Origin of the sequence: Accumulibacter sp., assembly GCF_036625275.1 — a bacterium.
In the GTDB taxonomy this organism is placed as follows: Bacteria; Pseudomonadota; Gammaproteobacteria; order Burkholderiales; family Rhodocyclaceae; genus Accumulibacter.
On record NZ_JAZKUD010000051.1, the window covers coordinates 1 to 24003 of the forward strand.

The 24003-nt window shown below is 61.8% G+C and carries 18 protein-coding genes and 3 pseudogenes; 15 read left to right on the top strand and 6 right to left on the bottom strand.

All coding sequences use genetic code 11. The features are described 5' to 3' along the window. From V5B39_RS14810 to V5B39_RS14820, 3 genes and pseudogenes are all read left to right on the top strand, one after another. Window positions 1-196: c-type heme family protein (locus V5B39_RS14810; protein WP_332343645.1), on the top strand; the 196-nt coding region annotated here is incomplete at its 5' end. A gap of 57 nt (window positions 197-253) precedes the next feature. Further along, window positions 254-424 (top strand): annotated as a pseudogene (glgC, locus tag V5B39_RS14815) (glucose-1-phosphate adenylyltransferase); the annotation flags it as partial. Beyond that, window positions 421-939 (top strand): annotated as a pseudogene (locus V5B39_RS14820) (glycogen/starch synthase); the annotation flags it as partial. The pseudogenes glgC and V5B39_RS14820, both read left to right, overlap by 4 nt. A 210-nt stretch (window positions 940-1149) precedes the next feature. On the opposite strand, the gene V5B39_RS14825 reads toward V5B39_RS14820, so the two are convergent. Continuing rightward, on the bottom strand, window positions 1150-1632 hold the full coding sequence (locus tag V5B39_RS14825) for a phosphate-starvation-inducible PsiE family protein (protein ID WP_332343647.1): 483 nt from the start codon (window positions 1630-1632) through the stop codon (window positions 1150-1152). Window positions 1633-1967: 335 nt separating this feature from the next. On the opposite strand from V5B39_RS14825, the pseudogene V5B39_RS14830 reads away from it, so the two are divergent. Continuing rightward, window positions 1968-3103 (top strand): annotated as a pseudogene (locus tag V5B39_RS14830) (IS3 family transposase). A 598-nt stretch (window positions 3104-3701) separates the two neighbouring features. Here V5B39_RS14830 and V5B39_RS14835 read toward each other — a convergent pair. The 3 genes from V5B39_RS14835 to V5B39_RS14845 are packed head-to-tail and all read right to left on the bottom strand — an operon-like array spanning window position 3702 to window position 8233. Beyond that, a complete protein-coding gene (locus V5B39_RS14835) occupies window positions 3702-5999 on the bottom strand; it encodes a nitric oxide reductase activation protein NorD (RefSeq protein WP_332343648.1) in 2298 nt (765 codons plus the stop codon). A gap of 20 nt (window positions 6000-6019) precedes the next feature. Continuing rightward, window positions 6020-6823 carry a CbbQ/NirQ/NorQ/GpvN family protein gene (locus V5B39_RS14840; RefSeq protein WP_332343667.1) on the bottom strand — a complete coding sequence of 268 codons (804 nt, stop codon included), beginning with the start codon at window positions 6821-6823 and terminating at the stop codon, window positions 6020-6022. A 30-nt stretch (window positions 6824-6853) separates the two neighbouring features. Beyond that, window positions 6854-8233: a ribulose-bisphosphate carboxylase gene (locus tag V5B39_RS14845; RefSeq protein WP_332343649.1), complete on the bottom strand. Its 1380-nt coding sequence runs from the start codon at window positions 8231-8233 to the stop codon at window positions 6854-6856. A 385-nt stretch (window positions 8234-8618) separates the two neighbouring features. Here V5B39_RS14845 and V5B39_RS14850 point away from each other — a divergent pair, with 385 nt between their 5' ends. From V5B39_RS14850 to V5B39_RS14880, 7 genes are all read left to right on the top strand, one after another. Next, on the top strand, window positions 8619-8855 hold the full coding sequence (locus tag V5B39_RS14850; protein ID WP_332343670.1) for a hypothetical protein: 237 nt from the start codon (window positions 8619-8621) through the stop codon (window positions 8853-8855). Between the two features lie 20 nt (window positions 8856-8875). Further along, complete coding sequence (gene gap, locus V5B39_RS14855) at window positions 8876-9874, top strand: type I glyceraldehyde-3-phosphate dehydrogenase (protein WP_332343650.1); 999 nt, start codon at window positions 8876-8878, stop codon at window positions 9872-9874. A 50-nt stretch (window positions 9875-9924) separates the two neighbouring features. After that, on the top strand, window positions 9925-11364 hold the full coding sequence (gene pyk, locus V5B39_RS14860) for a pyruvate kinase (protein WP_332343668.1): 1440 nt from the start codon (window positions 9925-9927) through the stop codon (window positions 11362-11364). Between the two features lie 133 nt (window positions 11365-11497). Continuing rightward, complete coding sequence (locus V5B39_RS14865; RefSeq protein ID WP_332343651.1) at window positions 11498-12436, top strand: phosphoribosylaminoimidazolesuccinocarboxamide synthase; 939 nt, start codon at window positions 11498-11500, stop codon at window positions 12434-12436. Between the two features lie 62 nt (window positions 12437-12498). Continuing rightward, window positions 12499-13275: a DUF2189 domain-containing protein gene (locus V5B39_RS14870; RefSeq protein WP_332343652.1), complete on the top strand. Its 777-nt coding sequence runs from the start codon at window positions 12499-12501 to the stop codon at window positions 13273-13275. Window positions 13276-13331: 56 nt separating this feature from the next. Beyond that, the gene (locus tag V5B39_RS14875; RefSeq protein ID WP_332343653.1) at window positions 13332-15473 is read left to right on the top strand and encodes a M3 family metallopeptidase; all 2142 of its coding nucleotides are present in this window, start codon (window positions 13332-13334) and stop codon (window positions 15471-15473) included. Then, entirely contained in the window at window positions 15445-15966 is a 522-nt protein-coding gene (locus tag V5B39_RS14880; protein ID WP_332343654.1) for a glutaredoxin domain-containing protein, read from the top strand. Before V5B39_RS14875 ends, V5B39_RS14880 begins: the two co-directional genes overlap by 29 nt. Before the next feature lie 125 nt (window positions 15967-16091). On the opposite strand, the gene V5B39_RS14885 is transcribed toward V5B39_RS14880, so the two are convergent. Then, window positions 16092-17819, bottom strand: coding sequence for a cation acetate symporter (locus V5B39_RS14885; RefSeq protein ID WP_332343655.1), 1728 nt, complete (start codon window positions 17817-17819; stop codon window positions 16092-16094). Next, window positions 17816-18169 (bottom strand): DUF485 domain-containing protein, encoded by a 354-nt coding sequence (locus tag V5B39_RS14890; RefSeq protein WP_332343656.1) that lies wholly within the window; start codon window positions 18167-18169, stop codon window positions 17816-17818. Before V5B39_RS14890 ends, V5B39_RS14885 begins: the two co-directional genes overlap by 4 nt. 125 nt (window positions 18170-18294) lie before the next feature. On the opposite strand from V5B39_RS14890, the gene V5B39_RS14895 reads away from it, so the two are divergent. The 4 genes from V5B39_RS14895 (at window position 18295) to V5B39_RS14910 (ending at window position 24002) form a co-directional block, all read left to right on the top strand. Continuing rightward, on the top strand, window positions 18295-19902 hold the full coding sequence (locus tag V5B39_RS14895) for an acyl-CoA ligase (AMP-forming), exosortase A system-associated (protein WP_332343657.1): 1608 nt from the start codon (window positions 18295-18297) through the stop codon (window positions 19900-19902). Next, window positions 19895-21133, top strand: coding sequence for a pyridoxal-dependent decarboxylase, exosortase A system-associated (locus V5B39_RS14900; protein ID WP_332343658.1), 1239 nt, complete (start codon window positions 19895-19897; stop codon window positions 21131-21133). Before V5B39_RS14895 ends, V5B39_RS14900 begins: the two co-directional genes overlap by 8 nt. Before the next feature lie 322 nt (window positions 21134-21455). Then, window positions 21456-22691, top strand: a complete 1236-nt coding sequence (locus V5B39_RS14905) for a tetratricopeptide repeat protein (RefSeq protein ID WP_332343659.1) — start codon at window positions 21456-21458, stop codon at window positions 22689-22691. A gap of 144 nt (window positions 22692-22835) precedes the next feature. After that, window positions 22836-24002, top strand: a complete 1167-nt coding sequence (locus V5B39_RS14910) for an efflux RND transporter periplasmic adaptor subunit (protein WP_332343660.1) — start codon at window positions 22836-22838, stop codon at window positions 24000-24002. Window position 24003: the final 1 nt, after the last annotated feature.

Genomic DNA, 24003 nt, shown 5'->3' on the forward strand with positions numbered 1-24003 from the left:
CACCAACGGTCGTCCGGTGCTGCGTTACATGAAGGCGCTGCCGGTCAGCGAAGTCTGCCTCAGCTGCCACGGTCCCGTCGACGGTCTCGATGCAGACCTGCGCCGGACACTTTCCGGGCACTACCCCAACGACCGCGCAACCGGTTACGCAAAGGGCCAGATTCGCGGCGCGCTGACGGTCAAGCGTCCCCTCTGATCGCAGGGCAGCAACTCCAGACCTGAATCATGGTTTGATAGGCGGCCCGAGGTCGAGGTCGGCCGCCACGCCCGTCTCACCTGTTGCGTGCTCGACCACGGCTGCTGCATCCCCGAAGGCCGGGTGATCGGCGAAGACCCGGCCGAGGACGCGCGCCGCTTCCGGCGCACCCAGAACGGCGTCACCCTGGTCACCCGCCAGATGCTGGCCCGACTCGATAGCGCATGAAACGAACGCAGCCTTTGCGCGTCCTCCAGGTCGCCGCCGAGATCTTGCCGCTCATCAAGACCAGCGGCCTCGCCGACGTGGTCGGCGCGCTGCCGCCCGCACTGGCCGGCGTCGGCGTCGACACCCGCGTCGTGCTTCCCGGCAACATGGAGATCCTGCAGGGCGTGCAGCGCCTACGCCTGGTCGCCACGCTGGGCCCCTTTTTCGGCGCCGCGCTGATGACGCTGCGCCGCGGCCACCTGCCCGGCAACGGTGGCATGGCCGATGTGATCGACGCCCCTTTTCTCTGCCGGCGCACCGGCGATCCCTACGTCGGGCCCGACGGCCACGACTGGCCCGACAACCATCGCCGTTTCGCGCTGCTCGGCTGGATCGCCGCCGACCTCGCCGCCGGCAGGCTGGACCCGGAGTGGGCCCCCAACATCGTCCATGCGCACGACCGGCACGCCGGCCTGACCCCGGCCTACATCGCGCAGAACCCTGCGTTGCGCACGCCGACGGTGTTCACCATCCACAACCTCGCCTACCGCGGCCCGTTTCCACTCGAAACCTTCACCGAGTTACAACGGCCGGCAATTCGTTCAACCGTCGCGCCGACGTCACGACCTCGGGCGCGGGCAGCCGAGTCATCGCCGCGAGCGACGTCAATCAAGGGATTTTACCGATCCAGATGGCGCCCGCAGCAAGCCGTTACAGCTTCAGTGCGCTACCGTCAGCGGCGGCGCTTACTGGCCATTCGGTCTCGTTGGCGTCCGGTGCACCGTCCGGGTCAACCAGTAGCCGATCGACAGTGCCAGCGCCAGTACCGCCGTCGCATAAACGTAGTCCGGGCTGATTTCCTTGTAATCGAGGATGACGATCTTGCGGAGAACCGCCATGTAGGCGGTCGCCAGAACGATGTCGAGGTGCAACCCGTCTTCCTGCAGGTAGCTAACGATGTTGACGAACACTTCGATGGCGATCAGGACGGCCATGAAGGCGCCGAAAGTGGCGAGAATGTCGCTGATTTCGAGCAGAAAATAGGGGTGAACGCTGACCCGGCTGTAGAGCACATAGACCACGTCGGCGACGCCCCACCAGATCACCAGGACCATCAGCACAGCCAGCACACGCGCCGCATGGCGGATGCTGGCGCGTAGGCGGCCGATCAGCGGCTCGTCGGGAAAGGGTTCAAGTGGTGGCTCGGTGTCTGTTTCCCGGATCTTCATTGCTGCCTCCTATGACTCGAGTAAGGTCCGTGCCGGTGAGCGTCGACGCCGTCGGTCTGTTGTCCTTCGGCTCGCCGTAGGCGTCCATGCCAGCCATTATCGTCCACTGTCGTGGGCGCGGAAACGTTTCCCCAGGGTCTTGCGCCCTTCGTCGAAAAACAGTACCGACGCCACCACTCCAGTTCCCAGTCGCGCAAGCTCAGATCCACGGTGTCGAGGATACCCTGCGCGGGGTCCCAATGCACAAAGCGGGCCCCGGAGATTCGGACAGGAGGATAAGTGGTAGCCTTGCCCCCACGAACGGCTGCGTAAGCAGCCACCACAGGAGCAAGAGCATGGCCAGAAGGACGAGGCGGAATCACACACCGGCATTCAAGGCGCAAGTGGCACTGGCGGCGCTGAAGAGCGACAAGACGCTAGCGGAGCTGGCGCAGCAGGATGACATTCACCCGAATCAGATCACGGACTGGAAGCGGCCACTGACCGAGCATGCGGTTCAGGTTTTTGGTGACGCCAGAAGCCCTGCGAGCAGTGATCCGGACCTGACGAAACGGCACGCCAAGATCGGCCAGTGGACGCTGGAAAACGATTTTTTAGAACATGCGCTCACCCAGGCGGGCCTGCTGAGCGCAAGACGAGGATTGACCGCAACCATAAGCTCCCTGTATCGCATCAGTGCGCCCTGCTTGGGCTGGCTCGTTCGAGCGTGTACGACACGCCACGCGAGGTCTCGCCGGAGGACCTCGCGCTGATGCGTCGTATGGACGAATCACATCTCGAGCCCCCGTTCGCGGGCGCACGCCTGTTACGCGATCTGCTGCGCCCCGAGGGCTTCCAGGCCGGGCGCCAGCACCTCGGCACCCGGATGGCGCGCATGGGGATCGAAGCCCTCTATCGGAAGCCCAACCCCTCTCGTCGGCAGCGGGGGGATGAAATCCATCCGTATCTCCTGCTCGGCCTAGCGATCGAGCGGCCCAATCCGGCGTGGGCGGCGGACCTCACCATCATCCCGATGCGCCGAGGCTTCCTCTCCCTGTTCGCCGTGATCGACGGGTACTCGCGCCGGGTGCTCGCCTGGCGGCTCTCCAACACCTGGACGACCGACTTCTGTCTGGACGCGGTGCGGGAAGCCATCCCCCGCTACGGTGGCCCGGAGATTTTCAACACCGATCAGGGTGGTCAGTTCACCAGCAGCGAGTTCACCGGTCTGCTCAAGGCGCACCACATCCGGATCAGCCTGGACGGCAAGGGCTCCTGGCGGGACAACGTCTTTGTCGAGCGCCTCTGGAAAAGCGTCCAGTACGAGGAGGGGTATCTCAAGGCCTATGACCGCGTTGCCGATGCGAAAGCCAATCTGGCCACGTACCTCCGCTTCTACAACGAGCGATGACCCCATCGCTCCCTGGATGGCCAGACGCCGGATGCCGCCTACTTCGTGGCACTCGCGTCCGCCACCCGCGCTGCGGCGTAAGGCATGAGGAAGGGACTCCGTGGATTGGTGGACGATGCGCTGTCGCGCACCGGGCCGCTTGCGGTGGAAAAGTCTGGCGACTTTCCCACCGCACGTCCCTTCGCCCACCAGCTCCACCGAGCTCTATTCGTTTCGTATAAAATTCCAGAAGGTCAAAACCAATCGTATCACCGGTCAGCCGACCGCAACTGGCCAGGTTCCACTTATCAAAGAACGTTTTCTGTCCAAACAAACGGGGCCACCTCTGCACCAGGAGGTACCAAAAAACTGATCAGCTGAATCTGACATTGCGGGCCTGTAGTGCCACTCGATGTTCTCATGGCCAGCAACTAATTGATTCGACGATAGGTTTTTTTGGGCAGGTTAAACACCGGTTAGCAATCAAAGCTCGTCTCCGCAATCTCGAGGTTTGGGCAGCGGCTGAGTTTCCCGCCCACCGGATCCGCTGAACGAGCAGCTGCCAGGAGACGAGTTCGTGCTCGTTGGCCTCGAAACTACCGGCGAAACCGAATGGACGCCTCTGATATTACCCCGAGGGTGCGAACCTTCTCCGGGATTCCTGTTTCGGCGCCGAAGGAATCGGCAGGCAAATTCCCTGCTACCGGGTCAGCGCCATGAACAGTTCGGGCAGCCGCTCCGGCAAGCGCTCGACGCGGTCGATCACTGAAAATCTCCGCCCGAAGATGTCGCTGACGTAGTCGTCGGCCTTGCGGTCGAGGCTGATGCAGTAGGTGAAGATGCCTTGCTGGTCGAGTTCACCGACCGATTTGCGGGCGTCTTCGATCAGCAGGCGCGGATCATGGACGTCGACGTCGGCAGGCTGGCCGTCGGTCAGGACCAGCAGCAGCTTCTTCCCGGTTTTTTGTGCGCCGAGGTAGTGCGCGGCGTGACGCATCGCCGCGCCCATGCGTGTCGAATAGCCGGCCTGCATCGCGGCGAGGCGGCTCTTGACGGGATCACCCCAGCTTTCGCTGTAACCCTTGAGGTGAAGGTAGCGGACGTCGTGACGGGTGTCGGAGTGGAAACCGGCAATGGCGAAGGGGTCGCCGAGCTGCTCGATCGACCAGGCGAGCAGCGATACGGCTTCCTGACTCAGTTCGAGAATGCTCTGTTCGCCACCGTTCGTGCCGACCTTGACCCGGTCGGCCAGCGACTTCGAAAGGTCGAGCAGGAGCAGCACCGCCAGATTGCGGCCGCTGCTGCGGTGGCTCATGTTGATGCGCGGGTCGGGATGAGCACCACCCTTGAAATCGATCAGTGAACGGATGGCAATGTCGAGATCGAGTTCGCTGCCGTCTTCCTGATAGCGGACGCGGACTCGCTCCTGTGGCCTCAGCAGATCGAGCAGACGCTTCAGGCGCCGAGCCAGCACTGCGTGTTTTTCGAGCAGGCGATTGATGTCACGGGCATCGGCACTCGGATGCAGCGATTCGTAGAGGCTCACCCAGTCCGGCCGGTAGCTCTGGCTCTGGTAGTCCCACTCCGGGTAGTAGCGCGGTGGCAGGCGTTCGACTTCGGCAGTCAGGGTCGTTGAACGCGGCTCGTCGAACATTTCCTCGTCGTCGCTCAACTCGTGGAAGCGCCAGAGATGGCGATTGTCGTCGCGATAGCTGACCTCGCTATCGGTAAAAAAGACGCTCGCCAGTTGGTCGCTCTGGCATCGGGTGCGTGCGACATAGGAAAGTGCGAGCTGGGCGATTTCTTCGCTGCTTGAATCGCCCTGCTGCAGCGTTTCCTGGAAGCGCCGAACGAACTCCAGCAGGGGCACGTCCTGGTAGCCGTGCTCGGGGTCGAGCACGGCGCGAGACAGCATCGCCAGACGATGGCGGAGGCAGGAATGCGTCTCGGGGTTGCAGGCCCCTTCCACGGGTTTTGGATGCAGCGCCAGGAAACTGTGACGCAGGCCGGGATATACGCGCAGGATCAGCGTCTCGATGCGACTGTCTTCGAAGAACTCGATCGCCATGCGCTGCATGGGGCTGAAGTTGTCGGCAAACATCGGCTGGCTCCAGCGCCGATGCGCTGCGATATGGGCCAGTGTGACGCGGTAACGGTCGATGCCGGAAACACCATTGGCGTCGTCGAGGACGTCGGGCAGACGGATTCCTGACGAGTCGTAGTAGGGAACCGGCGGCCGTGTCTGGTCGATGTCGCTGGCGTAGGGAACCAGTTGCGCGCTGTCCTGCCACAGGGCTCGCAGGTAGAGGTCGAGCCGGTGTTCGTGATCGAGCAGGAGCGTGCCGTGCCGCTCGCGTTGCAGCACGGCGCGGCTGTCGGCTGATTGCAGGCTGAAGTAGGCACGCTGGCGTTCGGGATGGTTGTGGTAATTGCGGATACCGTAGTCAAGCCAGTTCCTCAACCCGGCGATGGTCAGCGCATTGAGCAGCCGCGGCGCCTGCGCGAAAAACTCCGGGAGCCCTGGGCTGGCGAAGGTCTGGTGGATACCATGGATGGAACCGGTGGTGCGCTCCATCAGGTCCAGTGTCAGGTCCAGGTAATGTTGCATCTGCTCGCGGCTCCCCAGCTGTCGGGCAACCGCCGCCAGGCTCTGCAGGAAAGGGAGGATGGCCTTGCCATTCGGTGATTTCCAGAGTCTGTGCACGCTCCGGGTGAGCGACGGCAAGGCGTCTTCACCGAGGATTGCGGCGATCGCCGGCCACTCCCCGAGGAATGCCAGCACCGGTTCGACGCCACGCCCCATGCGACTCAGAAAACGTGCGTAGTCGAGGTAGGCGCTGACGCCCTCGGCGGTGAGCACGCGCAAGGCCTCGACCAGACAGTCCTCGAAGACCTCATTGACCTGCGGAAAGCGGCAGTCGAGTTGCTCGCGGTACTGGCGCAGGCGCTCGCTCCAGGCGGCACCCACCTGGTCGTCTGCACTGGAGTTCGCCGGCATGCGGTTACGTTCCCATGCGATCAGGCCAAGATCGCATCGATCGCGTGATCCAGAGTGTCGCGGATATCATGGTCGTCGGTGATCGGTCGCACCAGGGCCATTCGACAGGCGTCACGGGGCGCGACTCCGCCCTTGATCAGGGTTGCCGCGTAGACCAGCAGACGCGTCGAGATCCCTTCATCGAGACCATGACCTTTGAGCCGGCGGGCGGTGGCTCCGATGTTCACCAGTTGCACGGCAATGCGGCTATCGATGCCGCTTTCACTGCAGAGGATGGCGGCCTCCAGATCGGCATCGGGGTAGTCGAATTCGAAAGCCGTAAAACGCTGCTTGGTTGACTGCTTGAGGTCTTTCATCAGGCTCTGATAGCCAGGATTGTACGAGATGACCAGTTGAAAATCGGGATGCGCGTGGATCAGCTCGCCCTTCTTGTCAAGCGGCAGCGTACGCCGGTGGTCAGTCAGGGGGTGGATCACCACCGTCGTATCCTGACGCGCCTCGACAATTTCGTCGAGGTAACAGATCGCGCCGATGCGCGCTGCGGTGGTCAATGGCCCATCGAGCCAGCGCGTGCCGTTGGCTTCGAGCAGGTAACGCCCGACCAGGTCGGAAGCGGTCATGTCTTCGTTGCAGGCGACGGTGATCAGGGGTTTGCCAAGCTTCCAGGCCATGTATTCGATGAAGCGGGACTTGCCGCAGCCGGTCGGTCCCTTGACCATCACCGGCAGGCGTGCTGTGTAAGCCGCTTCGTACAACGCCACCTCGTTTCCCTGCGACTGGTAGAAAGGTTCCTCGATTACCCTGAATTGATCCTTGTCGGTCATTTCCTGCCCCTCGTGTGCGCTCATCCGATCTCAACGATGAACGCCGAGCTTTTCGCGCCAACCCGGATAGAGCTTGTCGGCGTCACCCGGGAAGGATTCGAAGGCGCGCGCGAATTCCTGGTGCTCCCTCGCCCACTCGATCGGATCGGCGCCAGCCTTCCAGCATTCGTAAGCCTGACGCAGCGAAAGCGCGCCGGCCGCCGGACTGTCGATGTGGCCATAGGAACCGCCACCGGAGGTGTTGATGACGTTGCCGTGGCCGAGATTCTCGAAGAATCCCGGCAAACGCAGTGCATTCATGCCACCCGAGATGATCGAGGTAGTCGGCTTCATGCCGTACCACTTCTGGTAATAGACCGGACCCTGGCACTCGTCACGCTCCAGCATGTAACAGATGTTCTTGTCCGAGTTCTCGCCTTCCATCTTGCCGAAACCCATGGTACCGACATGAATGCCGGATGCCCCTTGCAGACGCGCAATCTTGCCCAGCACGAGTGCCGTATAGCCGCGCTTGGCGGACGGCGAGGTGATCATGCCGTGACCGGCACGGTGATAGTGCAGATATTGGTTGGGGTACTGCCGGCGCGCGGTGGTGATCATGCCTGGGCCGCCCACGAAACCGTCCACCAGGAAGGCCACCTTGTCGGCATCGGGGCCGAAGGTTTCCAGGATGAAGTCGGCGCGATGGAGCATTTCGTAATGGTCATCGGCGGTGATATTGGCGGAGAAAATTTTGGCCTGCCCGGTTTCATCCATGGCACGCTTCATGGCGTCATAGACCAGGGGGTATACTTTCCTCGCCGGGCAGAACACCTGATTGCCCTGCGGCTCGTCATTCTTGATGAAGTCGCCACCCAGCCAGAACTGGTAGGCGGCCTTGGCGAACGGCTCCGGGCGCAGCCCCAACTTGGGCTTGATGATCGTGCCGGCGATGTAGCCGCCATCCTTGAGCGGGCGTCCGAGAATCCGCCACAGATCCGAGATGTCCTTGGCCGGGCCGTCGAAGAGCTGAATGGCGCGCCCGGGAATGAAAAGGTCATGGATCTTGCCGTATTCGATGTCGCCCATACCCTGGTTGTTGCCGATGATCAGCGTCAGGATCGATACCATCATCATGCGACCGTCGGTCATGTTGCGATCGAACAGATCCAGCGGATAAGCGATGCGCATGTCTTCGGTCGCTTCGTCGATGTAATAGACCAGTGCATCGACGCCCTTGGTGAACTCATCGGTGGTACTGGTCTCGACATTCGTGCCCGTGGAAGATTCTGCGGCAAAGTGAGCGGCCGACTCAAGATAGCCATAGCCGGCTTTCGGCTTCATTTTGTACGCCACCAGAAGGTGCTTGCCTTCCTTGATCAGGTCTTCTTCCTTCAGGCTGAGGTCGGCGTAACGATTCGATTGGTCCATGCTTGTCTCCGTGTCAATGAGGTAAATACCGTGTTGGATCATGTGCGACAAGTGTAGGCGGCCAAATTGATTATTAAAAGTTAAACTTTTTTCCGTTTATAGTTAGTTTTTACTTTCTTATTGAACACTCGCCGGAGAACTGAAGCCGTCCCTGCCCGATGCCCACCCAGCAGATCCCCCTGCCTGCCCATGCTTCGTAACGGACAGTGGCAAAGCCTTCCATTTTGGCGGATAATTTGTCCATGCGACTGAACTCCCCGCCCCGAACCAGCGAAATATCGTGCCTACTGCGTTTCCCCCCCTGACCCGCGTCGTCCGCGCCCTTGCCATGGGCACGGTCCAGCAAGCCAGCTCCGGCCATCCTGGCATGCCGATGAGATGGCCGATGTCCGCAACACCCCTCCAGCGTCGCCACCTGCGCCACCATCCGGCCGATCCCCTGGCCGGATCGCGATCGTTTCGCTCTCTCGAAGGCTCACGGATCAATACTGAATATGTTGGACGCGACGGTGCCGTGGTCGGCATCGATCGCTTTGGAGTGTCGGCACCTGCCGGCCAGTGGTTTGACTTTCTCGGTCTCACGGTGACCCACCCAGTTAGCACCGTGAGATCACTGTTGTAATTTCTCAAGGAGATCGTTTCATGACAATCAAAGTAGGGATCAATGGCTTTGGCCGTATCGGTAGAATGGTTTTTCGCGCTGCCGTACAGAACTTCCCGGACATCGAAGTGGTCGGCATCAATGACCTGCTCGAACCCGACTATCTGGCGTACATGCTCAAGTATGACTCGGTACATCGTCGCTTCCAGGGCAGCGTTGCGGTCGAAGGCAATACGCTGGTCGTCAATGGCAAGAAGATCCGTCTGACTGCCGTCAAGGACCCGGCCGAGCTGAAGTGGGATGAGGTAGGCGCCGACATCGTCGTCGACTCGACCGGCCTCTTCCTGACCACCGAATCGTGCCAGAAGCATATCGCTGCCGGCGCCCGGAAGGTCATCCAGAGCGCTCCCAGCAAGGACGACACGCCGATGTTCGTGTTCGGCGTCAACGACCAGACCTATGCCGGCCAGACGATCATTTCGAACGCTTCGTGCACCACCAACTGCCTGGCACCCGTCGCCAAGGTGTTGCATGACAACTGGGGAATCAAGCGCGGTCTGATGACCACCGTGCACGCCGCCACGGCTACCCAGAAAACCGTCGATGGCCCGTCCAACAAGGATTGGCGCGGCGGCCGTGGCATCCTCGAGAACATCATTCCGTCCTCGACCGGTGCGGCCAAGGCCGTCGGCAAGGTCATTCCCGAGCTGAACAAGAAGCTCACCGGCATGGCCTTCCGCGTTCCGACTTCCGACGTCTCGGTCGTCGACCTGACCGTCGAACTGAACAAGGACGCCACCTACGAAGAGATTTGTGCAGCCATGAAGGCCGCCTCCGAAGGTCCGATGAAGGGCATTCTCGGCTACACAAACGAGAAAGTGGTCGCCACCGATTTCCGTGGCGAAAGCTGCACGTCGGTGTTTGATGCCGAAGCCGGAATGGCCCTCGACAGCACTTTCGTCAAGGTCGTCTCGTGGTACGACAACGAATGGGGTTATTCCTGCAAGGTGCTGGAAATGGTCCGCGTAATGGCCCGCTAATCGACCATCAGGGGCGCTTCCGGGCGCCCCTTTCGTAAGGAAACCCCATGTTGTCACGCGATACCAAGATCGTTGCCACCCTCGGTCCGGCATCATCTGATGACGCAGTACTGGAGCGCATGATCCTCGCTGGCGTCGATGTCGTGCGCCTGAACTTCTCGCATGGCAAAACGGAAGATCATGTTGCCCGTGCGCAAATGGTTCGTGAAGTGGCCGCTCGTGTCGGGCGTCCGGTCGGGATTCTCGCTGACCTTCAGGGCCCCAAGATCCGTGTCGGAAAATTCGCCGACGGCAAGGCCAGGCTCGAGAACGGCGCACGCTTCATCCTCGACGCCCAATGCGAACTGGGCAATGCCGAGCGGGTTGGCCTCGACTACAAGGCGCTGACCCGTGACGTTTCGGCCGGGAGCGTTTTGCTGCTCGACGATGGCCGCATCGTCCTGGATGTCAAACGCGTCGTCGGTTCGGAGATCTTCACGGTCGTTCGCCACGGTGGCGAACTGTCCGACAACAAGGGAATCAACCGCCAGGGAGGTGGCCTTTCGGCGCCGGCACTGACTGCCAAGGACATGGAAGACATCCGCACCGCGGCAGGCATCGAAGTCGATTTCCTGGCCGTCTCCTTTCCCAAGAGTGCGGCCGACATGTACATGGCCAAACAACTGATCCACGCGGCGGGTGGGCAGGCACAGACCATCGCCAAGATCGAACGGGTCGAGGCCGTTGCCGCCCTCGAAGAGATCATCGCCGCATCGGATGGCATCATGGTCGCGCGCGGGGACCTCGCTGTCGAAGTCGGGGATGCTGCCGTTCCGGCACTGCAGAAGCGCATGATCCGCCTGGCACGCGAGAAGAACAAGCTGGCGATCACGGCAACGCAGATGATGGAATCGATGATTGCCGCGCCGACCCCGACGCGTGCCGAAGTTTCCGACGTGGCCAACGCGGTGCTCGATGGAACCGACGCGGTGATGCTTTCCGCTGAAACCGCATCCGGCAAATATCCGGTCGAAACCGTCGAGGCCATGGCCCGCATCTGCCTGGAAGCCGAAAAGTCTGCCGCCGTAACGCTCGACCACGAGTTTCTCAATCAGGTCTTCACGCGTATCGATCAGACGATTTCCCTGGCTGCCCTCTGGACGGCGCACCACCTCAAGGTCAAGGCCATCGCCGCGCTCACCGAGACGGGCGCAACGGCCCTGTGGATGAGCCGCCTGAACTGTGGTGTTCCGGTCTATGCATTGACCCCGCAAGCCGACGCAGTGACCAGGATGAGCCTCTACCGATCGGTATTCCCCTTGTTCATGAAACAACGGCCGACGACTCGCGATGAGCTGCTCTATGACGCCGAGCAGTTGCTGAAGAATGAGGGAATCGTGGAAAATGGCGACCTGATCGTGCTCAGCGCCGGCGATCCGATGGGAACCAGCGGCGGCACCAATACGCTGAAGATCGTCCGTGTCGGCGACCCACAGCCGTACATGATCTGACCACAAGACCGATCCGGAGTGTCCCGCCGGCAAGTGGTCGCTTGGCGATCGAGAGTTATCTGGGGGCGGACACCCCCCCTTTGGCTGCTCGTCACTTTCCCTTGTCATGGCACTCAATCAATGGATCAACAACGTGACCGAAGCCCTCTTTGAATCGACGATCACCAGCCTGCCGCTGCTCGGCCGCGGCAAGGTGCGCGACATTTACGCGATCGATACCGAGAAGCTGCTGATCGTGACCAGCGATCGCCTTTCGGCCTTTGACGTCATCCTGCCGGACCCGGTGCCCGACAAGGGCAAAGTGCTGACGCGGCTGGCCGGCTTCTGGTTCGCCAGACTCGCCGGCATCATCCCCAACCAACTGACCGGCATTGACCCTGAAACGGTGGTGACCGCCGACGAGCGTGCGCAGGTCCGTGGCCGTTCGCTGGTCGTGAAACGACTGAAACCGCTACCGATCGAAGCGGTGGTGCGCGGTTATCTGATCGGCTCGGGATGGCAGGATTATCAGGCCAGCGGCTCTGTTTGCGGCATCCGGCTAGCGACCGGTCTGCGGCTCGCGAGCCGGCTGCCGCAACCGATCTTCACTCCGGCAACCAAAGCAGCCGTCGGCAATCACGATGAAAACGTTTCGTTCGAGCGCGCCCAGTCCGACTGTGCGCTGGCGCTTGCCGGTCTGCTGGCGGCCACCGGCCAGAGCGCTGAAGCGATCGTCACGCAGGCGCGCGACGCAGCCATCGCGCTGTACCTCAGCGCCGCCGAACACGCGGCGGCGTGCGGGATCATCATTGCTGATACCAAATTCGAGTTTGGCGTCGATGCTGCCGGCACGCTGCATCTGATCGATGAGGCACTGACCCCCGACTCATCACGCTTCTGGCCGGCCGACGCCTACCACGACGGGAGCAATCCGCCGTCCTACGACAAGCAGTATGTCCGCGACTATCTTGAGACCCTGGCCTGGAACAAACAGGCGCCTGGCCCCCGCCTGCCGCCAGCGGTACTCGCCGCCACCCGCGCCAGATACGTCGAGGCCTGCGAGCGCCTGACCGGCGAAGCGTTTGTCGATTGACCGAAACCCGGAGACCCGCACCACGACACATCCGTCTACGCTCACCTCAACAAGGAGAACGCATGCCCCTGGAGCCCAGCCCCCCTGACTGCAGCCACATCCTGCCGCAAGTCCGCAGCGTCTCCGTCGGCCGGCCGTTCGCCTGGCTGGAGGCGGGCTGGGCCGACCTCCGCGCCAACCCGATCGCCAGCCTTGCCTATGGTCTGTTATTTGCGATCGCCGGCGACGTGATCACGATTTTTGCGTGGCGCAAAGGGCAACTGTTCATCATCGCGACTTCCGGCTTCTTTCTGGTCGGCCCTTTTCTCGCCGGGGGGTTGTACGAAATCAGCCGCCGCCGCGCGGCGGGCCAGACTTCGACTTTCTTCAGCTCGTTCGCCAGTGGCCGGCGCAACGCGCCCGAGCTCGCCATGATGGGTCTGCTTCTGGCGATGATCGGGCTGACCTGGGAACGCATCACAACCTGGTTGTTCGCCTTGCTGGCGCCGACGATCACCCCGGATCTGCTCGAGTTGCTGGTAGAGATCCACCTGTCGGTCGACCATCGCGATCTGCTGTTGATCTGGATCATGATCGGCGGAGCGCTGGCCTTGTTCGTTTTTTCCATCACGGTCGTCTCGGTACCGATGCTGCTCGATCGCCAGATACCCTGCGGCATTGCCATCCGGACCAGTCTGCGCACCGTCGATGCCAATCTGCGGCTGATGATCTTCTGGGGTGCGATTGTGGTCATCCTGACCGGGATCGGTTTTCTCACCCTGTTTTTCGGACTGATCGTTTTCATGCCACTGCTCGGCCATGCTTCATGGCATGCGTATCGCGACCTTGTAAAATATTAGCCATGCCGAGCGCCGTAAACCGCGCTCCCCTCCCTGATCGAACCACGGAATCCCGGATGACTGACCACTCCCTGCAAGACAACCCGCTGCTCGACTTCTCCGGCCTGCCTCGCTTCGATGTGCTGACGCCGGCCGATGTGCAACCCGCGATCAGTACGCTGCTCGGTCGCTGCCGGGCGCTGATCGAGCGACTGACCGCCGACGACCTGGCCGCCACCTGGACCGATTTCGCCGCACCGCTCTTCGACGGTTTCGAACAACTGTCACGGGCCTGGGGAATGATCGGACATGTCCACTCGGTCAATGACATCCCTGCCTGGCGTGACGCCTACAACGGCATGCTGCCCGAGGTTTCACGTTTTTATGCCGAAGTCGGACAGAATCTCCAGCTCTTCGACAAGTACAAGGCGATCGCCGCCAGCGACGAATACGCGCGCCTGTCGGTGGCACAGCGGCGAATCGTGGACCACGAAATTCGCGATTTTCGCCTCGGCGGTGCGGAACTGGCGGCAGAGGACAAGCCGCGCTTCCAGGCGATTGCCGAGGAACTCGCACAGCTCTCGGCAAAGTTTTCGGAGAATCTTCTCGATGCCACCAACGCTTTTGCCGAAGTGCTGAGCGACGAGAGCGAACTGGCCGGACTGCCTGACGATGCTCGACAAGCCGCCCGCGAAGCCGCTGAACGAGACGGCAAGAGCGGCTGGAAGTTCACCCTGCACATGCCCTCCTATCTGCCAGTGATGCAGTACGCCGACAGCCGCCGCCTGCGTGCCGTGATGTATCGCGCCTATGCCACGCGCGCGGCCGAATTCGGTGCCGCCGAACTCGACAACACACCGCTGATTGGACGCATCCTCGAACTCCGCCGCGAGCAGGCGCAACTGCTCGGCTACCAGAACTTCGCCGAGGTTTCGCTGGTGCCGAAAATGGCCGCATCGGTGCCCCAGGTACTCGGCTTCCTGCGCGATCTGGCGGTCAAGGCCCGGCCTTTTGCCGAACAGGACATCGCCGACCTGCGTACCTTTGCCGACAGCGAACTCGGTCTCGATCACATGGAAGCCTGGGACATTGCCTACGTTTCCGAGAAGCTGCTGCAGGCGCGTTATGCTTTCTCGGAACACGAGGTGAAACAGTATTTTACCGAGGACAAGGTTCTCTCCGGTCTGATTACGGTCATCGAAACGCTGTTCGGCGTTCGCATCCAGCCCGATCAAGCGCCGCTATGGCACCCGGACGTGCGCTTCTACCGGATCGAAACGCCGGCAGGTGAACTGATCGGTCAGTTCTACCTCGACCTCTACGCGCGCGAAACCAAACGTGGTGGCGCCTGGATGGACGAGGCCATCAGCCGCCGCAAGCGGCCAGAGGTGTCGCCAACACTGACCCGTGACGGCATCCAGAAGCCAGTCGCCTACCTCAACTGCAATTTTTCCCGACCAGTCTGCGACCAGGATGGCAAGCTGCGTCCGGCAACCTTCACCCATGACGATGTCACCACCCTCTTCCACGAGACCGGTCATGGCCTGCATCATTTATTGACGCGCGTTGACGAGATCGGCGTCGCCGGCATCCATGGCGTCGAATGGGATGCGGTCGAGTTGCCATCGCAGTTCATGGAGAACTATTGCTGGGAATGGAGCGTTCTGCAGAAAATGAGCGCTCATATCGACACCGGCGAGCCCTTGCCGCGCGCCCTGTTCGACAAGATGCTCGCGGCAAAAAACTTCCAGAGTGGCCTGCAGACCCTGCGGCAGGTCGAATTCTCGCTGTTCGACCTGTTGCTGCACAGCGACTTCGACCCGGCGGCCGGTCGCAGCGTGCTCGAACTGCTGGACGAGGTGCGCCGCGAAGTAGCGGTCTTCGTCCCACCCGAATGGCATCGTTTCCCGAACAGTTTCGCGCACATCTTTGCCGGCGGTTATGGTGCCGGCTACTACAGCTACAAGTGGGCCGAGGTGCTTTCCGCCGATTGCTACGGTGCTTTTGAAGAGACCGGCAACCCCTTTGACCAGGCCACTGGACAGCGTTTCCTCAACGAAATCCTGTCGACCGGCGGCAGCCGCTTGGCAATCGACAATTTCCGCGCTTTCCGCGGCCGCGAACCACAGGTCGACGCCCTGCTACGACACCGTGGCATGAGCGCGGCGCAAAATCTCGAGGACCTGGAACATGCTCACCACCACCGCCCGGCGCCTTAGCCGCGCCACCGCCATCGCGCTGCTGATCACCGGCACGGCCAGCGCCGAGACCACTTATCGCTGGATCGATCCGAAAAGCGGCGGCACCATCATCTCTGACCTGCCACCGCCACCGGGAGCCCGTCAGGTCATGAAATATTCCAGCACGACCGGAGTGGATGAACAGCAATTACCCTATGCGGTTCGCCAGGCCAGCGAGAAGTTCCCGGTCGTCCTGTATACCAGCACGGGTTGCGTCACCTGCAAGCAAGCACGCAGTCTGCTCAATGGCCGCGGCGTTCCATTCACTGAAAAGATGCTCGCCAGCGAAGAAGAAATCAACGAACTCGGCCGGCAACTCGGTGGAGAATCCCTGTTACCCAGCCTCAGCGTCGGCCGGCAAAGCGCGCGCGGGTTTGCCCCGGCCACCTGGAACGAGCTGCTCGACGCCGCCGGCTATCCGGCCAACACCCCCCAGCGCGTCAAGCCCTCCAAAGGTGCCGCGGTGGAATGAAGCGAAACGCGATCCTCTCAATCCTCTTGCTCGACTGATAAAAAAACGGCCCGGGAGATGACTCCCGGGCCGTTTGCCGATCTGGCCGGCCGATTCGACTTGCGACTACTCTGCCGAAGAAGCGCTTAGTGACCCGACGCCGAGGAAGCGCCGAATCCGGTTTCCGAACGAACCTTCTGCGCCGGATACAGCGAACGCTCAAGCTGAGCCTGCTTGCTGTTGTCCAGCTTGGAAACCACATAGATCACCACGAACGCCGCGGTCATCGAGAAGATGGCCGGTGAAGAGTACGGGAACCATGCGCTGCCTTTGGGATTCTTCAGGACGGCTTCCCACACCGATGCCGACATGATGGTCAGGGCAACCGAGCTGATCAGGCCGACGACGCCACCGGCCACCGCACCTCTGGTCGTGCAATCTTTCCAGAGCACCGACATGAAGAGGATCGGGAAGTTGGCCGAACACGCGATGACGAAAGCCAGCATCACCATATAGGCGACGTTTTCCTTCTCGAACGCGATCCCGAGACCGACCGCAACGATGCCGAGACAGATCGTGGTGATCTTGGAAACCCGCAGTTCGTGCGCCGAATCGGCCTTGCCCTTCTTGAACACCGTCGCATAGAGGTCATGCGACACCGCCGAGGCACCCGACAGCGTCAGGCCGGAAACCACCGCCAGGATGGTCGCGAAAGCCACCGCCGAGATGAAGCCGAGGAAAACGTTGCCGCCGACGGCGTTCGACAGGTGGATGGCCGCCATGTTGCCGCCGCCCCGCAGGCCATCCCAGACCAGCTTGCCGTCCGGTCCGACGGCTTGCACCCCATCGACCATCTTCGGCACGTAGTAGGATACCGGGTCCTGCGTCAGCATGACGATGGCGCCAAAGCCGATGATGAAGGTCAGGATGTAAAAGTAGCCGATCCAGGTCGTCGCCCAACCGACCGACTTGCGTGCTTCCTTGGCACTCGGAACGGTGAAGAAGCGCATCAGGATGTGCGGCAGACCCGCCGTTCCGAACATCAGGGCCATGCCGACCGAAATCGCGGAGATCGGGTCCTTGATCAGCACTCCCGGAGACATGATCGCGTCGTGCTTGGCGTGTATTTCGACGGCCTTGGCAAACAGCGCCTCGGGGTTGAAATTGAACTGCCAGAGCACGGCCAGCGCCATGAAGGTGGCCCCGGAGAGCAGCATGATGGCCTTGATGATCTGCACCCAGGTGGTGGCCGTCATGCCGCCGAAGAGCACGTAGCACATCATCAGAACACCGACGATCATCACCGCGTAGATGTACTCGAGGCCGAACAGTACCTTGATCAACTGACCGGCACCGACCATCTGGGCGATCATGTAGAAAGCCACGACGACCAGCGTGCCGACCGCGGCAAAGGTCCGCGTCGGCGTCTGTGCGAAGCGATAGGAGGCGACATCGGCAAAGGTGAACTTGCCCAGGTTGCGCAGCCGCTCGGCCATCAGGAAGGTGATCACCGGCCAGCCGACCAGCCAGCCGATCGAGAAGATCAGCCCGTCAAAGCCGTTGGCGAAGACCAGACCGGAGATGCCAAGGAACGACGCCGCGGACATGTAGTCACCGGCGATCGCCAGACCGTTCTGAAAGCCGGTAATGCCCCCGCCGGCAGTATAGAAGTCGGCCGCGGTCTTGGTTTTCATCGCCGCCCAGCGGGTGATCCCCAGGGTAATCAGAACGAAGACGACGAACATCGCAATCGCCACCCAGTTGGTGGCCTGCTTCGTGGTATTGCCGAGGTCGGCACCGGCCGCCAGAACGCCGCCGGTGGCAAGCAGGCCCAGGGTCAGGCCGATCATGTTGCGTGTGGATTGGCTGCTCATCGCTTGTTGGCCTCCCTGAGGATCTCGGCATTCATGTCGTCAAATTCAGTGTTGGCACGGCGAACATAGATGTTGGTCAGGACGATCGTGAAGATGATCACGCCTACCCCCAGCGGAATTCCGATCGACGTGACCATCCCGGCACCCAGCTTGCCAGCCAGCCATTCCTTGTTGAAAGCAATCAACAGGATGTACCCGTAGTAGGCAATGATCATCAAAACCGACAGGATATAGCCGAATGAATTGCGCTTATGTACCAGATCGTGATACTTCGGATTGGCCTCAATCCGTGCAACGACGTCTTCGCTCACTATTGTCTCCTCCTCAAAAAGTTCCCGGTGTCGAGCCATTTATCATGACTTCCATCGAATCATAATGGTCAATACTTACTTCCTGCTTACGCCAGCAACCCAGAAACCACGAGAGCTTGTTAAAATCCGTCCCCATCCACCTGACCCGGCCCACCTGAATAAGAATGACTGATGCAAGCCTGCTCCCTGAACTGATCGCCCACTCGGCAAATCGCCAACCGGACGCCGTCGCGCTGACCTACGGCAAACAGTCGATGAGCTACTCGAAGCTCCAGCAAGCCATCACCGGTTTCGTCAGCGGTCTCATCGCTCTCGGCCTGCAACGCGGCGAGCGGGTGGCGATCTACCTCGAGAAGCGGCTGGAGACCGTCGTTGCGAGTTTTGGCGCCACTGCCGCCGGTTGCGTCTTCGTACCGCTGAACCCCCTGCTCAAAGCGGAGCAGGTGGCCTACATCATGCGCGACTGCAATGTACGGGCGCTCGTCACCTCGCCCGAACGCCTGCCGCTGCTGACTGCAACGCTCGCTGCATGCCATGATCTGCGGCACGTCATCCTGGTCAACACCGACTCCTGGCCAGCGAGTACCGGCCCACTCGCCTGCCTGGGCTGGAACGATCTGCTGCAGGCGTCCGCTGCCGCCGGCCACCGGGTCATCGACACCGACATGGCGGCCATCCTCTACACCTCGGGGAGTACAGGCAAACCGAAAGGGGTGGTTCTCTCGCACCGCAATATGGTTGCCGGCGCCAGGAGCGTCGCGAGCTATCTCGAAAACAGCGCTGCCGACACACTGCTGGCTGCCCTGCCACTCTCTTTCGACGCCGGCTTCAGCCAGTTGACGACGGCATTCCACGCCGGTGCGCGCGTCGTGCTGCTCAATTACCTTCTGCCCCAGGACGTGCTCAAGGCACTGGCGAACGAAAGGGTGACCGGGCTGACTGCAGTCCCACCGCTCTACATTCAGCTCTCGCAACTCGCCTGGCCAGCGACCATTAACGAACACCTGCGATATTTCGCCAATACCGGTGGGCGCATGCCGCGCGAAACGCTGGCTGCCTTGCGAACGCGCCTGCCAGCGAGCAGGCCCTATCTGATGTACGGTCTGACCGAAGCCTTCCGCTCGACCTACCTGCCGCCGGATGAGGTGGACCGACGCCCGGATTCGATCGGCAAGGCCATCCCGAACGCCGAAATTCTCGTCCTGCGCGAAGACGGATCGCCCTGTGCGGCCAACGAACCCGGCGAACTCGTCCATCGCGGTGCGCTGGTGGGCATGGGTTACTGGAACGACCCCGAAAAGACCGCCGAGCGCTACAAACCGCTTCCCACGAACACGCCGGGTCGCGATGCCGGCCTGGTGCTGCCCGAAATCGCCGTGTTCTCGGGTGACACCGTGCGCAGGGATGAAGAGGGTTTTCTCTACTTCATCGGTCGCCGCGACGAAATGATGAAAACGTCCGGCTACCGGGTCAGCCCCACCGAAGTCGAGGAAGTGATCTACGCCACTCGCCTGGTCGGCGAATGCGTTGCCTTTGGCGTCGAGCACGCAACGCTCGGGCAGGCCATCCAGGTGATTGCCACGCCCACCGCTGGCGACAGCCTCGATACCACCGCCCTGCTCGCCGAGTGTCGTAACCGCATGCCCGCGTACATGGTGCCGGCGAGCATCATCGTGCGCTCGGGTCCCTTGCCGCGCAACCCCAACGGCAAGATCGACCGCAAGGCGCTGGCGAGCGAGTTTCTCGCGATGAAAGTGGCCGCAGATGAATAAACGAAGCTCTCCGGTGCATGCACTGATCAATCCGTTCCCGATACGGAACGGCGAACTCGTCGTCGGCGGCCTGCCGCTTTCGCGACTCGCCGCGCGTGTCGGGCAAACGCCTTTTTACGTGTACGACCGGCATTTGCTCACGCAACGAGTCGGCGAACTGCGGGCTGCGCTGCCGGCGACCCTGAAACTGCACTATGCGATGAAGGCCAACCCGATGCCGGCGCTGGTCTGCCATATGGCCGGCCTGGTCGACGGCATCGACGTGGCATCGGCCGGCGAACTACAGGTCGCTCTCGACGCCGGGGCCAATCCGCGCGACATCAGCTTTGCCGGCCCGGGCAAACGGCGCAGCGAGTTGCAACAGGCGGTCGCGGCCGGCATCCTGATCAATATCGAATCGTTTCGCGAGGTTGCGGAACTGGCCGCGATTGGCGACGCGACGGGTTACGCGGCACGCATTGCCGTGCGCGTCAATCCCGACTTCGAACTCAAGAGTTCGGGAATGAAGATGGGCGGCGGTGCCAAGCAATTTGGTGTGGACGCCGAGCAAGTCCCCGAACTCCTGGCCGAGGTCGGCCGCAGCGGCCTGGCCTTCGAAGGCTTCCACCTCTTTGCCGGCTCACAGAACCTCAGACCGGAAGCCATCGTCGAAGCGCAGGGCAAGAGCTATGAACTGGCGTTGCGCCTGGCACAGTCTGCACCGTCACCGATCCGATTCCTCAACCTCGGCGGCGGGTTTGGCATCCCCTACTTCCCGGGTGAGCAGCCGCTCGATCTGGCGCCGATCGGCGCCAATCTCGCCAGCATCGTCGAACGCGCCAGCCACGAATTGCCGGCGGCCGAGCTGGTCATCGAACTGGGGCGTTATCTGGTGGGGGAGGCCGGCATCTACGTCACCCGCATCGTCGATCGCAAGGTCTCGCGCGGTCATACCTTTCTCGTCTGCGACGGCGGACTGCACCACCATCTCTCTGCATCGGGCAATTTCGGCCAGGTGATCCGCAAGAACTACCCCGTTGCCATTGGCAACCGGATGACGCCGACCGAACTTGAAACGGTATCGGTGGTGGGTCCATTGTGCACGCCACTCGACCTGCTGGCTGACCGAATGGTGCTGGCTGCAGCACAAGCCGGAGATCTGGTGGTGATCTTCCAGTCGGGTGCCTATGGGATTACGGCCAGCCCGCAGGCCTTTCTCGGACATCCCGCCGGTGTCGAGTTGCTGGTCTGAGCACCCGCGAGGGACGCTCGGCAATCGGCCAGAAAAACGCTGGTCTTATCGGAATATCCTGTCAAAGCCGCTGCCATCCCCTCCAGCAACTGCAGGGCAAGCCACGGAAACGGCAACCACTGTTTCCGGCATGAGACGTGCCAACTGACAACGGGAGAAAAACCTCGCTGCCGTTGGCAGCTCGGCGCCTGCCGGCTGTTCATCGGGACCAGGATCGATCTGGATGGGTTGCCGGAATGCAGTATCTGTTTGGTTTGCGCGCGCTTCTTGTTAGAATCGGCCGGTTCAGTGACACCCAACCGCGGCAAGGCAAACCATAACCATGCGCTCGAACCCTCCCAAGCCTTTACGGGCGCCCTTTCCTGTCTTGATGACCGGCTTGCTGCTGGCCTGTACAGTCGCTCCAGCCATTGCCGACGAGCTCTCGGAGGCACGGCGTCTATTGAAACAGGGGCAGCCGGCAGAGGCCCTCGCAAAGGTTGATGCCTACATTGCAAGCCGGCCGAGAGAGGCACAGGGACCATTCCTGAAGGGACTGATCCTCGTCGAGATGGGCCGTCCGAACGAAGCCTTTGTCGTGTTCAGCAAGCTGAACGAGGACCATCCGGAACTGCCGGAGCCTTACAACAACCTGGCTGTTCTGTATGCCAGGGAGAAGCAGTACGACAAAGCTCGTACTGCACTCGAGATGGCGATCAGGACGGATCCGGGCTATGCGATCGCCCGCGAAAACCTCGGTGACGTCTACGCCAGGCTTGCCAGCGAGTCTTATGGCCAGGCACTGCAACTTGATCCTGCCAACAAACTGACGAAATCCAAGCTGTCCAGACTGCGTGAACTCAACCTCAGCGCGTCGGGCAGCGATGCCGGCGGATCGGGCACGACGTTGCGACCATCCACTGCATCATCCAGAACGACCGGTACCGCGCCAGGCAGGGAGTCTGCTGCGCCGCTGCCCACCGCAACCACGGCTGCAACCAGGCCCGTGACCAAGGAACCGTCGATCGCATCGACAGAAATACTGTCGGAGAGGCCGGCACAGAAACCTGCGGAGGCCAAAGTCGAGCCTCCCCCGCCCCCCTCGACCGCGGTCATCGCCGAGCGGACTGCTGTGCGCCAGGACCCGGAACGAGGGGTCGCGGCCGGGGGCTGGGATTTGCTGTTCAGCCCCTACACGGTCCATTACAATCCCGACAAGGACCACAAGCCAGTAGTCATGCTGGGCCTCAACAAGGCACTGGAAGGGCGCTGGTTCGCGGGTGGAGTCGTATTCTCCAACTCCTTCGGGCAACCCAGTACCTACGTCTACGCCGGGCAGCGCTACGTCGATCCCTTCGGCTTCGAGAACTGGTACCTGCAGTGGACAGCAGGTCTTCTTTACGGTTATGTCGGTGAGTACGAGGACAAGGTACCGCTGAACTACAAGGGCTTCTCACCGGGATTGGTGCCCAGCATCGGTTACCGGTTTAACAAGTACGTTTACGGTGAACTCGACTTTCTGGGCGCGGCGGGACTGATGTTCACCGTGGTCGCCCCGTTGCCGAAGGACTGGCCCTGAGCCATCGCCGATGCTGCGCCTGTGGCACAGACCTCAAGACCTGCTGGTGCGAAAAGGCTCGTCGCGTTTGCCGGCCCGACACTTTAGCCGCCCTCCAGGCTGCCTTCTTGTGACCGTGTTCGTTTCCCCACCTTGAATCTTGCCATGCTGTCGCCCCTGCTCCGCCGCCTGCTGATCGCGCTTCTGGTATTGCTGCTGATGGCGTCTGGTATCTGGTGGGCAAACCGCCCCAAACCGGTTGCCGTGGTGCTCAAGGAGATCGAGCGCGGCCTGGTTGAATCGACGATCGCCAACACCCGTGCCGGAACCATTGAAGCCTGTCAGCGCACCCGGTTATCGACGATTACCGGTGGCCGCATCGAGATTCTGGCGGTCAAGGAAGGAGACCACGTCAGCAAGGGCCAACTGCTGATGAAGCTGTGGAACGACGACCAGCAGGCGCAGAGCGCATTGGCCCTCGCGCAGGTCGCAACGACCCGCCATCGCATCAACGAGGCCTGCGCCGTAGCCGCCAATGCCGAACGCGAAGCCGAACGGCAGTCGGCGCTGCGCGCCAAAGGTTTTGTCTCGGGTGCCAGGGAAGACAGCGCACACACCGAAGCACTCGCCCGGCGCGCCGGCTGCGAGGCTGCCCGCGCCGACTTGGCACAAGCCGAAACCAGGGTCAACCTGACGCGCGTCGAGCAGGGGCGAACGGTACTCTATGCGCCATTTGCCGGTACCATCGCCAAGATAGTCGGCGAGGTCGGCGAGTTCTCGACGCCATCGCCGCCCGGCGTGCCGACACCACCGGCGATTGACCTGATCGACGATTCCTGCCTGTACGTCAAGGCCCCGATGGACGAAGTCGATGCGCCCAGGATCAGCGCTGGACAGCCGGTTCGCATCAGTCTCGATGCGCTGCCGCGGCAATCCTTTCCAGGCCGGGTCAGGCGCGTCGCACCGTACGTCTCGGCCGTTGAAAAACAGGCACGTACCGTCGATATCGAGGCAACCCTCGATGACCCAAGCGCGCCAGGCAAACTGCTGGTCGGCTATAGCGCCGATGTCGAAGTGATTCTGGCGGTTCGCGAGCAGGCCGTGCGCGTTCCCACCCCGGCGCTGTTCGAAGGCAGTCGGGTGCTGGTCGCGGACGCAGATGGCACGCTCCATGAACGCCGGATCAGGACCGGCCTCGCCAACTGGGAATTCACCGAAGTCATCGAAGGCCTGGCGACCGGCGAACGCGTGGTCACTTCGCTCGAGCGTGCGGGCGTCAAGGCCGGTGCGCATTACGCGGTCGACACCAGGCCGGCAGCGGCCGGCAAGTAAT